This is a genomic window from Pusillimonas sp. (genome assembly GCF_029263785.1).
In the GTDB taxonomy this organism is placed as follows: domain Bacteria; phylum Pseudomonadota; class Gammaproteobacteria; order Burkholderiales; family Burkholderiaceae_B; genus Pusillimonas.
The window spans coordinates 1-13203 of sequence record NZ_JAJUFE010000013.1 but is presented as its reverse complement, the minus strand read 5'-3'; the positions used below and the strand labels follow the sequence as shown (position 1 = coordinate 13203).

Here is a 13203-nt window from a genome sequence, read left to right as displayed (position 1 = left end):
CCCCACCGGAGACAACATGGGAAAGCTTTCCACGCACGTACTCGATACCATGCATGGCAAACCCGCAGTTGGCGTACAGCTGGATCTGTACACAGGCCAGGGCGCTGCACGAGTACTCGTCAAACAGACACAGACAAACACCGACGGCCGCTGCGATGAACCCCTGCTGCAAGGCAGCGAACTCAAGCCCGGTCGCTACGAGCTGGTGTTTCACGTAGGGGCCTACTTCGCATCCAAAGGTGTCGCCCTGCCCGACCCCGCGTTTCTCGATCAGGTCACGATCAATTTTGGTGTCGCTGATGCGGGGCAGAACTATCACGTACCTCTCGTCGTCACCCCGTGGTCATACTCCACCTACCGTGGCAGCTAACTATTCAACTTGCGGCACCTGGCTAAGTACTCGTCGCTCGGCACAAGGAAACTAGACACATGGAAGCGTACCTCTTGGAATTCGGCAACCTGCTGCTGCGTTGGCTGCACGTCGTGGCCGCCATTGCCTGGATCGGCGAGTCAATTTATTTCGTCATGCTCGACAACAGCCTGCGTCCGCCCCAATCCGAGCAAGACCGCAAGCGCGGTGTTTTCGGCGAGATGTGGGCGGTTCATGGCGGAGGCTTCTACCACAATCAAAAATTCCTCACCTCTCCATCCGAACTGCCCAAGGACCTGCACTGGGCCTTCTGGAAGGCCTATACAACCTGGCTGAGCGGTTTCGCAATTTTTGCCACGCTTTACCTCAGCAAACCTACGTTCTATCTGGTCAACCCGGGTGCCGACTGGGCGTGGGTTGCCGCACTAGATGGCTGGCAAGCCGGTGTCATTGCGGTCGCATTCTTGCTCGTGGGCTGGATAGTCTACGATCAGCTCTGTCGCCGGATCAGTCCAAATATGGATCACGACGGAATACTCAGCGTGGCAGTCGCCGTGATGATGATCATCGTCTCGTATCTGGCCTGCCAGATCTTCCCGGGCCGTGCCGCGTTTCTTATTACTGGTGCGGTCATGGCTACCTGCATGTCGGCCAATGTGTTCTTCTGGATCATCCCGGGGCAACGCCGCATGGTTGCGGCCCTGAAGGTAGGCCAGGAACCCAATGCCCTTGACGGAAAGCGTGGCAAGCAGCGCTCGGTACACAACACCTATTTCACTTTACCGGTAGTGCTGTTGATGCTTAGCAATCACTACTCGTTCATTTATAGCGGACCAAATGCCTGGATCATCCTCAGCCTGTTCATCATTTCGGGGGCCGCCATTCGGCAATACTTCGTTTTGCGTCATAGCGGCCTGAACAAGCCGGTCTATCCCATCGTTGGCGTGATACTGCTGGTGGTCATCGCATTTCTGGCGGCACCGAAATCAGGCCCGGTTGACCGCAGCGAAGATTCTCCAGGAGTCACCACCGCCCAGGTTATGCAAATAATGGAAGCACGCTGTGTACAGTGTCACGCCGCCAAACCCACCCAGCCCGGGTTTGCCGCTGCGCCAGCGGGCATGGCCCTCGAAACCGAGCAGCAGGTGCTGGCTCAACCAGACCTTATCAAACAGGTCATCGCCAATAACTATATGCCGCTGGGCAACCTTACGAAGATGACGCCAGAAGAGCGAAATGCCATTGCTGCCTGGCCTGGGCGCTAGAATGCAATCCAGTCAACCGACACACAGGTATCCTCGGGTCCTGCCCTCGGCAGGTACCGCCGAGGTACTGTCGGCAATTCTCACCGGCCCATAGCCCGAGGGGCACGAGCAAGTACCTGTAACCGGGTTAAGGCCTGCTGACGAACAGCCGGTCAAACTGTTCATCGAATAGCCGCCTCCTCCTCTTCCCCCTGCACTGACCCATTGCGCCATCCGACAAATCAGCAAACCACCATTCGCTTCCTGCACGATTGCACCCTCGGTTGCGCATGAGGTCTGTGCCAGGGCCACCGTGCCGATCTGCAGATGTTCGCTTACTCGCAATGTTGCGCCGGCGCTGATATCACCTGCAATAGTGGCCGGTCCTTGCAGCTGCGGATCTCGTTGATCCCTGACCTTGAGATAGGCAAGCTGATTCATTTGTTCGGCTGTGATTGCCATGGCGACGGTTCCGACAGGCAGCGTGGCAACGTGCTCATCCGGTGGATTGGGGAAAGAGAACCCTGCACCTCCAATAACGGAAGGGCTGTCATTGAGGACCGCGCCACCATGTCCGGCAGTGGAAATCAACCAGTGTGCAATCAACGACGGATCATGAGAATGTTGCGCGTCCTTGCCCAGGGGGTGGTCACTATAAATCAGCGCCTCCAATCTGCAGCTATCGGAGGGACAATGGTTGCTTGCGACAACGCGTATGCCTGCTGAGGTCCCCCAGGATCCGTGCAGAGGGAAGCCTGGCGACAACATCCCATTCAACCTCAGCTCGGCAACCGTAGGCGCATACGGATCCAGATATCCGTGAATCGCTGGCGCACTACCCTGCTCGGCAAGCGACGCCACATGATGCTCGAGGTAACGCACCGTCGCCTGACGAACAGCAGTCATCCAGACAGCGTGATTTTCAGCAGCATTTTCGTTTACCTTCTGTCTGACCCGGTCGGCTGCAAATACCACCAGCAGGGTAGCGATCAGCACCGCTATTGTCAGTTCCAGAAGTGCAAAGCCCCGAGCAGCAACATTGTCCATTTTGATTGAACGTCCGACCTAGTGGCTGATGGTGAACAGAAAATCATTGGCATCACCGCGAGCACACCGCGATTCCACCATTAGGGCGCTATAAGGCGTGAGGGAGTCCTTGACCACCGTGGCACCGCCCCCTGCCGGCGTGAGCGAGATGGTATTCGACACCCGTTGCAAAATAGACGCCAGAGACGGGCACGCGGCGTGATGGACGCGTGACATTCCGATCGAAAACGCTGCACCTGCACTGACGGGCTGAACGGTTACCTCGCCTTCTGTGCCCAAGCCGTGAAATACCTTTTGAGCAGCCTCCGTTCCCACGACAGAAAAGATGCTCGAATCACGCACCAGAGCAGCGAAATGAGCCGTGCTGATTCCAGCAAAGGGCTGAGCGCTTCCGTTGGGGGCATTGACCTTGGTTTGAAGAATAAATCGGGCAAGCTCTTCGCCCGCCCTCGGCACCTTGTTCTCTACAACATAGCTCCCAATGGCGGGAATCCCGATGATGGCCAACAGCAGCACGATGGCTGTGACCATGGACACTTCCACCAGTGAAAAGCCCTTCTGGCGATCCGCAGATTGATTGAATGTGCTCATGGATATCTCCTTGGTAAAAATTAGACGTGCCCATCTCAGCGGCTCGCGTAAAAAATCATCATCGACCGGCGCAACTCGTCAATAGTGGCGTAGTGCCATAAACCAAGCATCAACATGCCAGCCACACAGGCCAGCAGCAAAGACCAGCGCAAGGTCTGAGCCTGCCGTTCCACCTGGGGCAGCACGCGCTCGTCAAGGCGTTCGCACAGCAAGCCCACACCACCGGCCAGGCCACGCGCATCGATCATGTCCTGCAGATACCAGTAGAGCTCACGCTCCAGCAGGCCGGTATCGAACGTGTCTGCTCCGACAAAGCCGTGATCGATTCGATTGACCATTTCGTCCAGGTGGTCCCTCAGCCAGGGTGAGGCTCCAGCACCAAGCATCGTCAGCGCGGTCCGCAACTGAGTGGAACCTGATTCACGATGCTGCAGCATCACCTTCAGGAAAGACATGAATCCCAGCGCGCCAAGGGATCGATATATGCGCCACAGAAACCAGCGATCCAGAAATCTTCTGAACGGCCCTGTCAGATTCGCCATGGACCAGCAAACCAAAAATGCAACGCCGGCGGTCAAGATGAGGACAGGCAGCCAGACTGCTTCTACCATCGTCGAAAATGAAAAAAGAGCACGGGTCCACGAACCGAAATACTCCGGCGGCAACGAGTCAAACAAACCCGCCAATCTGGGTACCGTCACTGCAGGAATGGCCAAGACCATGCCACACAAGATCAATAAGGACAGCAACGCCGACCATACTGTGCTGCGCAAGATATATCCTGCCTTATGGCTAAGGCCGGCGACATGTGCCAGATCGCGTAAAGTGTCGACCAAGGCGTCATTCCCCGCCAACTGTGCGACTCGCACGAGCGCAAGCTCGCTTGCAGGGACACATCCAGACCAGGTTGCATACAGATCGCCCCCGGATTCCTGGTAAGTCTGGCTCCAGGATGCTGCGAGACGGCCGCGGGGCTGAGTCGCATAACGATGAGCATCCTTGTCAAAAATATCGCGCAGCGAGTGCCGACCCCGCGCACCCTTGATCGACGCCGACAAATAATCGAAATAATCGGCGCGGACCGAACGAAACGAGCGCTTGTCCCAGTAGACAAGAAGTGTTTGGAATATTGCGGCCACGCGCACAAACCATGCGTGCATCATGCGGCAGCCCCATCACCCCATCGGCTTGCCAGACCGCGCCTCCGGTATTGCACGGACAACGGCATGAAAGCGCGTTCCACGTCGCGCACATCCAGCAGGCCTCGGGACGCCTTGTACATGGCGCATTGAACGATGGAGGACATCGACTCCGGTCGATGAATATCGCATGACCTTGCTGCAGGCCTTGAAAGATATTCAAGACTTTCGCCGCGGCCTATCGATTGCAATAAGTCGTGGTCATAGGCCGGCTCAAGATATTCGGCGACAACTGTTCGCCCCATATATCCGGCCAGTTCAAGCGAGCCGGTCTTTTGGCATACTTGGCAGCCGCCGGGCCTGCGCATACGCAAACAGTCGCGATCGATGCCGTACATTTGCCATAGCCATTCGAGCCAGCGCGCCCACGACCCGGCGCCCGATGGCGCGCATTCAACTCCAGCCATCTCTTCGAGGGTCAAACAGCAGTTGGCGCACAATTGCGGCAAAAGCGCCTGATGTACGATGAGCTTGAGCACGCCGGGAGTCGCCAGGAAATCACGAGGTACCCCAATGAAGTCAGAAGCCAGCCTGTCGCCGACAAGAGCCGCAGAAGGGGCGTGGGTAGTCGTGTATACACTTACGCCGGAACCGGCAAGATCCAGAAAGGCGCGTCCGGTTTCTCGATCACGAATCTCGCCAAGCAGCACATCATTCATCGCCGAGCGTTTAAGTGTGCGCAACTTTGCGCCGTAATCATCGTGTGCGGTTTCGCGCAGGGTTCGCACCAGAGAGTTTTGAACCGCATTGGGGATCAGGTATTCGACCGGATCCTCGAGGGTGACTATTTTTCTGTCCGTCGGCACAGCGGACATCAACGCGGCGAGACTGGTGGATTTTCCCGAACCTACGGCACCGGAAAAGATGATGGCGCCTCCGTGCGTCGCCAGCGCAGATTCTATGATTTCGCATTGATGCGGCAGATAGCCCAGCTCGTCAAGCGTTGGCATGTCCAGGCCAGCTTCGCGGGGCAGCAATCGCAAGCAGACACTTGGCCCACGTTCGGCAGCCATTGATGCCCACCGTAGCAGCACCGGCTTTCCATCCACCATTCGAACAAAGCTGCCCTGCTGCTCGGTAAACGTATCAAACACCGCCCCATTGCCACCGCGAATATCCATCCAGATGACGGACAACATGTCCAGAAGCGTACGCGTGGGTATGCCCTGAAAGCGGTCTGGTGCGACATAGCGTCCGGACAAGGTAAACCGGACTTCAGACTCGGCCTCTCGAAGATGAATATTGATATGCAAATCGCTGGCACCGAACCGCACACCCCATTCCACCATTTCCTGGAATGCATCAGATAAGGCTGTACTTGAAGAGACGGGTTCTTTGCCGACCTGGTCATGGTTCGGGTGCATCTGACCGCGCGCCACGGCGAGCAACAACGGGGCTGGCAAGATATATCGTTGAGGCTGAGCCAGCCGGTAACCATGCTGCAACACATGGGCAGCCAAAGCCTCAGCCTGATCTCCGTCGACATGCTCGGCCAATGACAAGATGGCAACGGTACCGTCCTGCAGCTGAACGGGGCAAAGACGGGCTGTCAGGCCCTGCACGTCGAGCTCGCGACCGAGCGGCCTGATGATGGGCGAACTCATATTGAGCAAATCATCCAAGCATTCGAACACGGGTACAGTCGTAACATCGAAATTGGCGTTGCAGGCAGAACCACTTGTCCATCGGTTTGCGTTTCGACGAGTCTGCAAGCTATCCATACTTCAGCCCCCAGTCGGCAGTTGCGCATTCGCACACAGGACACGCTGCTGATCGCCAATGGCAATTTCGACACACCGCTCGGTAAGACTTAACAGCCGCATGCGATGAGATTTTCCCGGTCCGACTGCATTTGTCCGACCGCGCATGAACAACAAGGACGCGCCATCGATACGAACTTCAGCCATCAGCTTGCGCCCTACTCCATAGATTGCAATCAGGCTGGCAGCGTTAAGGTCTGGAGCGGCCCGGTGCGTGTGACGCTCTGTTCCCGCAGAAAGTGATTCCCGATCTGCCCTCAGCCGCTTGAGCGCCTGTGACGTTTCCCAGCGCATCAGTTCACGCACGGACAATTGATCGGCAAGCAAACCATCGCCTTCGCTGGAGTCGATGGCCGGCGTGTTTGAGGCGACGACGGGTGTTTCCATTTTTTCATCGGCAGGCGAGGCCGCCCAACCTGCACAAGCAAAGCAAGTCGCCATCCACATCAATGCCCGGGAAATGGCACGCATCAAGAAACTGGACCGCGATGCATGGACAGTTCCCATGCATTCATGTGTCGACTTCAAGCTGCTCATAAAGCTCTCCATGTAGCGTTACACGCAGCCGGCTGGTTGCAGACGTCGGGATCGTGGGGTGACCGACAACCAGGCTGAAACTCCGCCACCCAATCGATTGGGTGTACGGAAGCAGCAAGCTCAATGAACGCAGTGGACCTTCGATATGGACCGGCCTTCGTGTATACCGCGGCAAGCCCTGCGGAGACGGCAAGGCCCGGCCTGCGTTGTCGAGAGGCGTACGTGTGGCGATTGGGACGTCGCTACCCAGTTCCATGCGATTGAACGCCATCCGTATTCCTTGCAGGGCGCTAAGAAGATGCCGCTTGTTTTGTTGCGGTGAAAATAGACGCTGAGTAGCTGCGGTTTGAACGGACGTGTGAAACTCCCACGTGGCGCTTGCCTTTTCTATCGACGGAAATGACAGTGTCCAGCCCTCCGGCGCACGGCTCATGAGCCCCTTGCTGTTTGCATGCGGATGGCGTCGATCCAGGTCGGCAAGGCAGCGCCACAAGGGGCCTTGTGCGCGACACTCGACACGCGCGAGAGCCCAGCCCGATAGGCGTACCGGAATCTGATAAACCTGGCTCAAGACCGCATGCGTAGCTGCAACACCGTGAAGCGCAATGCTGTGCTCGACTTCGCTGACCGCCACTCGCCACTGTTCGCGGATTTCCGTGCTCGCTACCTGGGAAACGTCGACCGCTTCCTCCGGGACGAACCATGTACGGTATGCCATCACACAGGCCGCGCCAAGCACCAAGAAGGAGAACAAAGCCGAGAGACGACGACTGCGGCGCAACCCGGTGTCTCGCAAGGCTGTACCATGATCGGAAGCGGTAGCAAGCGACGCGAGGGTCAGGCCGATTTGTTCTGGATCAAGAAGTGCCAGTCGAGGGTGGGATTCACGCAGGTTTTCGTATGCGTCGCGTGCCTGTTGCTCTGAATGGAACACGAGATCAGAGCGGGACATCACCGCAGCTTCATGCACTGCCACCAGCCAGTATGAACCAGAGGCCACCGGCAAGATACAAGCAATACTGCCGTTGGGAACCATTCGCGCAAGAATCTGCGCCGCAGAATGCAAGGGACGGCCGCGATTTTCGCCAGCCAGTACAGGCGTCCCGAACGCAAACGATGCCGGCGATTCTCCGTCCATCACCAAGTGGGTCGCCCGCCGTTGTCGCGCAATGCGACGTGCCGTGCTGGCCGCCTTTCCGCTGATCAAGGGTCGCCATTCCAGGCCAAAGACCAGCTGGATGTCCTGAACAGGCAAGGTAAGCAAGTGTCGCATTCCGCCTCCTTCAGCCCTCTTCGAGTTGCGCCGTGACCACCATGATGGTGGTCAGGAACTGACTGGATGCACGATCGTTGCCGCCAAGCAGCATCGGAAAACCGGGATTGAGGCGACGTCCTTCGGTTTCTTCCTGACGACGCTCGAAGCCAGAGATCACTAACGGCTGGCCAGGCCGGAGTGCAACTTGCTGAACAGTACCGTTGCCATCGATGGTGACCTGCTGAAGCTGCAGGGGATTTGCCTTGTCCCCGAAGGTGATGGACTTCAGTGGCTGAGCCACCGTATTGTCATACGCGACAGAAAGCAGGATTTGCCCGTCTTCCTGGGCGTCAGGAACCAGCGTAAGCAGGGAACCCACTGTTTCTTCCCGTTGACTGACGGATACGGTAGGCAGGGCGGCTCCGGCACCATCCGGCAAAGCTGTTGTTTGCACCTGATCGATATACGAAAAGGTTGTACGCACGGCGTGCGACACCGGCCTGCGATTAAGGGTAAGAACCGGCAGACTGCTTCGTCGGACGATGCGCCCGGCCCGGCCCAGGGCCTGCACGATCACGTCTGAACCCGAGAAAGAGCCTTGTTGCAGCCCCAGCGCAAAGCCGCCAGCTTGTTCAATACCGCTGCCGGGCATGAATGCAGACGCAGCAAGTTTCGCGCTGGAAAAAACCAGATTCCAGTCCAGACCCGCCTCACCGGACTCGTGGGTTGCCAGCGTAATTTCATCGACAATCAGACGCACACGCCGCGTTAGAGAACGATTCTCGTGCTCGAGATATCGGGCAATCTGCTTCAGCACGTCGGGTGTATCAGTAACCACTACCATGGAACTTGCGCCCGGTTCGGCGACAACGATGCCCGCCTGCGACAGGAATGGTTCGATACGCTGACGTACGACTTCCATCAGCGCTGTCTTGCCTCCGCTCAGGCGGGTCTTCGAAGCACTGGAGAATCCCTGACCTGAAGTGTCGTTTGCGGCACCAAGAGCCGCTTCTGCATCAGCGTTGAGCGTCAGGGCGCGGACATTGAACAAGCGTGTTTCAGTCCGGTAGAACTCAATTCGGCGGTCAGCGTATCGCCAGCGCACACCAAGTGTGGCCGAAATCCGGTCCAGCAAGGTGCTCAGGGGCCCGGGCTCACCAGCCAGCGTCATGGCCGAGGGGGCTGTTGCCGAGAACGCTGTGCCACCGCCCAGCCGGGGTGCAAAGCGCTCTTGAGGCAATAGGGCATCGGGCCGAACATGGACAGGAATGCCCGTCGCCAAGGTAATGCGTTGAGCGATAGCGGAAAGATCAAGTGCAGCCCCCGGGAACACCATCGTCGTGCGCACATCCGCTCGCAAAGCGGGCGGAAGGGATACCTCGCGAGCAAGTGGCTGGGCCGGCCCTGCCAGCCACGGACGATTGACGTGCCGGGCTGCACGCCGCAGTTTCTCGTTGCTGATGGAGTCTGAAAAAAGACGGCGCTCTTCGGCTACCTGTGCATGCACTGCCTCGGCTGACAGACCGATCTCGCGCAGCTTCTGTTGCAAGGCACATCCGGTCAACAGTGCGAGAGCACCCCCGATCGAGGCAAAGCGCGCTGCACGCGTGCGCCTTGCTTCAGACAGTTGAATGCGGGACCAGGACCTGGCCTTTACTTTGCGCCGGCACATCAGGCATGCTCCCGGGTTGCAGTGGGGTCGCAGCTTTGCGCGTAAGACACCACCCGAAGCACCTTGTTTGCATAGAAACATGGTTGCAGGGGACGTTCCGAGAGCTCAGTTGAAGCAAGCAACTCTTGAACAGCCTCGTCAAACTGCAGGTCGAACTCGGCTGATCCTGCAATAGGAATATCCACCTCTACCGCCCAGTGCTCTGCCTCGAATGTCCACCCGGCTGACCGTGCCCAACGTGCCAGCGCAGTTCGGATGTTCCCGTCATCCGGCGAAACGCGATAAAGCGGCGGGGATCTGAAGGACGGTGGCAACGGGAAAGCAACTGCCTCGGCTGGGAAAGCTGGTGTCTCGGTTGAGAAAGCAACCGCCTCGACCGGGTAAGCTGGTGTCTCGGTTGGGAAAGCAGGTGCCTCAGGCTGCGAAAGTGTGGAATCAGCCTTAAGTGCCGTTGCGGACTCGGGCTCGGCGCCGTCCTTAAGCGATATGACTTCAACATCCCTCGCCAACGCGGGCTTATCGGCCGGCGCCCCGCCCGGCACTTCTGCTTCCGGTCCGAGTCGACGTGCCTGGCTTTCAAGCTCACCAATTCGCAGGACCAATAATGGCCATACTCCGTCCACGATCACGTAGGCTGCAGACCTTTGAGGAGTAAGCAGATGATCTCCGGCATCAGTACGGGCGAAGATGGCAGGTACTGTTTGATCGGATCCGAACTGCAGCCAGGTACTGCGACCATCGTCAAAAACCTGTATTGGCCCGACTCGTGGATCGCCCGTCAATCTCCAGGCGAAGTCGTATCTGGAGGCGAAAGAGCCGGAGTCCGTTCGCAAGGGATCGAACAAAGACCAGTCGGGCAGGCTTGCACATCCCGATACTGAAGCGGCGCATAATCCCAGTACACAGCTTCGCAAGATAGGTAGCGTCATCATCGTCCCGTAGACCCGTCGGTTGACATGGAGCCGATGTTCGCAACACAACACGCGCCTCGCCAGACTGAGATATACGCACGGCGAAATTTATCGCATCTGCCTGCTCCCCTGAAAGTATCCAGCGTGTATTAATTCTCAACAGGTTAACGACAGGACTTAAGAAAGCACTTCAAATTCAGGGGAGCTCGCGCAGGACCATATTCAATTTGTCACACCAAATTCATGCAGGCTCTGGTAACCTACGGTACGCACGAAAGGTACCTATGACAAGCAGGCGGCATCGCCCCAAAACCTTTCTTCCGGCCTACACCCAGGCCTTTTAACCCGACCAGGCAGCATCACGACCTGCATGGCACCGGCACCACAATAACTACACTGCCAGCTCGATACGATAGGTCTGTCGCAAGGCGACAGACGCGATCCATCCGTCGAAAACGGCATCTACTCAGGAGACTAGTCATGAACGAACTCATTGAGCAGTACTGGGCCCGCGCACTCAAGATCACCCGTCAATATGAGTCAGGCGAGGTCAACTTTGCCGACCTGACCGGCTTGGGCGATGAATTCGCAGCATCATTCATCGAAGAACTGAACGACCTTCCCGAACCTGCCCGAGCGCGCTATTGCGCGGGCCTTGAAACCAGACTAAGCACGGCGATTGCCCAAAAAGAACTCGACAGCCAAGCGGCTCAGGCGCTTAACGAACTGCGCGTGTCCATTACCCGTACGCCCATATACTGATTTCATCCCCGGCACGGGCCCTCGGCGCCCGTGCCTTACCTTCTCGCAGTGCTGCAGATGAAACCCGGCGATGCGGATACCGGCCCGTATGGGCCGCCGTTACAATATTCGCCATGAAAATCGGTTTCATCGTACTTAGCATGCTGACCATGGCGTTCACCTTCTGGTGGGCGACACGCCGCCATATGACGCAGTTGCCACTTAGCTGGCGAGACAAAAAACGCATTGCCATTCAAAGCTTACTGGCGGGCATCACCGTCTATTTCGCTCTTTTGCTGGGCGCTGCACTGTATTTGGCAATATCAAGTGGCTGAGCGTTTTTAAACCTCTGATCGGACTTCAATCGCCGCAACAAATAGAATAGAATGTAAAGGACTTTACATTCAGTGCCCGGTTGCGCTGCGCTTGTCCTGGCCTGCCACTTTCCTTATAGAAAATCTGGCGGCTTTCACTGTCACAGAATGCTATGCGTCGCCACACTCCGACACGACAGTTTCTACTGCTGCTCCTCACGTTCGGCATGACCCTGAGCCATGCAGCGGGTGCATCCACAGACTGGCCTTCTGCCCCCTCGCGGCTGGCGCTCGATACGCCCTACGGCACGCTTCAAGTCACAAATAACGAATACATCTACGAATCGCGACTTCGCTTCAATGATGCCGACGTCACGCCCGAAGTGCAGGGCCTGTTGAACATACCGTATGCGTTCAGCCTGCCTTCATCCCAAATCGCCCTGGTGTCAATTCATACGGGCGACGAAAACTGTCCGGTTTCGTATCGGTGGATCGTCCTGCAAAAAGACGGTTATACGCTCTCGCCGGTTTTTGGTTCGTGCTCGGAACAAATAAAGGTAACCGTCAAGGGCAATACATTCCTGGTACAAACTCCCAGTAAGCAAAAGCCGGATAAAATAGACGTCTATGCCTACGATGGTAAAAACATCCGTAAGCGCACCAAACCCTAGTCACTTCAGGCACAAATCTTGTCGAAACCAGAATCTTGGGGCTTTCTGCACCCCGAATGTCATGGCCAGAACGCGCTGCTGTTTTTCAGCTGGGATCTCGCCAAAACTATCGAGCAGCAGTTCAAGCTACATGCTGACTCTCCCGTTTCCACTCAGCTCTTTGAGGCCCAAAAAGCGGTTGACAGGCTGCTGAATCAGTACGTGCAGATTCAAGCCAACCCTAAAGCCTTCGAAGGCCAAAGCATTACCTTGAAGCTGGAACCTGACACGGGCGACGGTCAGGCAACACCGGTGCTGGCTTTACAAACTTCGCCCGAACTGGAAGCGCTTATTCTGGAAATGCAATCGCAGTTGCAAGCCACCCGAAGCGTCAACTGATCGTAAAGCTGCGGGCTAGGTTCCGGCCTTCTCCCGAGAGCAAGGCAATAGCGCCAGCCTGTTGTCTGCGACAGCGACAGCATGCCGGCCCACAACCCCTTCGCGAATCGCGTCGCGTAGAAACTCCAGCAGCTCTTGCTCGCGCCTTTCGACGTACATCGCAGGCACGTATATGGTGTCGTCCCGGCTGAGATAAAGAAGGCAGCCATCACCTTCCTCAAAATATCCTTTTATCCAGCCTTCGATTCCCTTGTTCAACCGCTTTATAAAATCACCGTACGTCATTTTTATTTACGCCGACCAGAGTTTCCTGAACAAGTAAAAAGTGCAGTCGGGGCAAGCTTAGCGACTGTCCAAATTCTTGTGAAGGTGTAGTCGATGTAAACCCTATAGAGGGGTCTTGCGAGCCTGTTCGTTACAGGGTCACCTCATACCCGCGCCTGAGGTAAGCTTGCACAAGCGCACCCGATGCGGTGGCAGTCACGAATACCTGGCAAAAAATAGAACTCCCTG

At 56.9% G+C, this 13203-nt stretch carries 15 protein-coding genes; 6 read left to right on the top strand and 9 right to left on the bottom strand.

Translation table 11 applies throughout. The features are described 5' to 3' along the window. Positions 1-16: 16 nt before the first annotated feature. Entirely contained in the window at positions 17-370 is a 354-nt protein-coding gene (gene uraH / locus Q1J88_RS05570) for a hydroxyisourate hydrolase (protein ID WP_301116579.1), read from the top strand. 59 nt (positions 371-429) lie between these two features. Next, entirely contained in the window at positions 430-1635 is a 1206-nt protein-coding gene (locus Q1J88_RS05565; RefSeq protein WP_301116578.1) for a urate hydroxylase PuuD, read from the top strand. Between the two features lie 12 nt (positions 1636-1647). Here Q1J88_RS05565 and Q1J88_RS05560 read toward each other — a convergent pair whose 3' ends face one another. From Q1J88_RS05560 to Q1J88_RS05525, 8 genes are all read right to left on the bottom strand, one after another. Further along, positions 1648-2661, bottom strand: a complete 1014-nt coding sequence (locus Q1J88_RS05560) for a hypothetical protein (protein ID WP_301116577.1) — start codon at positions 2659-2661, stop codon at positions 1648-1650. An 18-nt stretch (positions 2662-2679) separates the two neighbouring features. Continuing rightward, entirely contained in the window at positions 2680-3252 is a 573-nt protein-coding gene (locus tag Q1J88_RS05555) for a type 4 pilus major pilin (protein ID WP_301116576.1), read from the bottom strand. Positions 3253-3287: 35 nt separating this feature from the next. Then, on the bottom strand, positions 3288-4415 hold the full coding sequence (locus Q1J88_RS05550) for a general secretion pathway protein (RefSeq protein ID WP_301116575.1): 1128 nt from the start codon (positions 4413-4415) through the stop codon (positions 3288-3290). Beyond that, positions 4412-6055: an ATPase, T2SS/T4P/T4SS family gene (locus tag Q1J88_RS05545; RefSeq protein ID WP_301116574.1), complete on the bottom strand. Its 1644-nt coding sequence runs from the start codon at positions 6053-6055 to the stop codon at positions 4412-4414. Before Q1J88_RS05545 ends, Q1J88_RS05550 begins: the two co-directional genes overlap by 4 nt. Before the next feature lie 120 nt (positions 6056-6175). Further along, positions 6176-6748 (bottom strand): hypothetical protein, encoded by a 573-nt coding sequence (locus tag Q1J88_RS05540; RefSeq protein ID WP_301116573.1) that lies wholly within the window; start codon positions 6746-6748, stop codon positions 6176-6178. Further along, positions 6723-8021, bottom strand: a complete 1299-nt coding sequence (gene pilO2 / locus Q1J88_RS05535) for a type 4b pilus protein PilO2 (protein ID WP_301116572.1) — start codon at positions 8019-8021, stop codon at positions 6723-6725. The genes Q1J88_RS05540 and pilO2 overlap by 26 nt, the downstream gene beginning before the upstream one ends. A gap of 10 nt (positions 8022-8031) precedes the next feature. Continuing rightward, a complete protein-coding gene (locus Q1J88_RS05530) occupies positions 8032-9552 on the bottom strand; it encodes a hypothetical protein (RefSeq protein ID WP_301116571.1) in 1521 nt (506 codons plus the stop codon). A 122-nt stretch (positions 9553-9674) separates the two neighbouring features. Further along, entirely contained in the window at positions 9675-10607 is a 933-nt protein-coding gene (locus Q1J88_RS05525; protein ID WP_301116570.1) for a TcpQ domain-containing protein, read from the bottom strand. Between the two features lie 459 nt (positions 10608-11066). On the opposite strand from Q1J88_RS05525, the gene Q1J88_RS05520 reads away from it, so the two are divergent. The 4 genes from Q1J88_RS05520 to Q1J88_RS05505 all read left to right on the top strand — a co-directional run bounded on the left by Q1J88_RS05520 (position 11067) and on the right by Q1J88_RS05505 (position 12690). After that, complete coding sequence (locus Q1J88_RS05520; protein WP_301116569.1) at positions 11067-11348, top strand: hypothetical protein; 282 nt, start codon at positions 11067-11069, stop codon at positions 11346-11348. Positions 11349-11461: 113 nt separating this feature from the next. Then, complete coding sequence (locus Q1J88_RS05515; protein ID WP_301116568.1) at positions 11462-11662, top strand: hypothetical protein; 201 nt, start codon at positions 11462-11464, stop codon at positions 11660-11662. 152 nt (positions 11663-11814) lie between these two features. Beyond that, on the top strand, positions 11815-12312 hold the full coding sequence (locus Q1J88_RS05510; protein ID WP_301116567.1) for a hypothetical protein: 498 nt from the start codon (positions 11815-11817) through the stop codon (positions 12310-12312). An 18-nt stretch (positions 12313-12330) separates the two neighbouring features. Then, positions 12331-12690: a hypothetical protein gene (locus Q1J88_RS05505; RefSeq protein WP_301116566.1), complete on the top strand. Its 360-nt coding sequence runs from the start codon at positions 12331-12333 to the stop codon at positions 12688-12690. A 15-nt stretch (positions 12691-12705) separates the two neighbouring features. On the opposite strand, the gene Q1J88_RS05500 is transcribed toward Q1J88_RS05505, so the two are convergent. Beyond that, positions 12706-12975, bottom strand: coding sequence for a hypothetical protein (locus Q1J88_RS05500; RefSeq protein WP_301116565.1), 270 nt, complete (start codon positions 12973-12975; stop codon positions 12706-12708). Positions 12976-13203 lie beyond the last annotated feature (228 nt).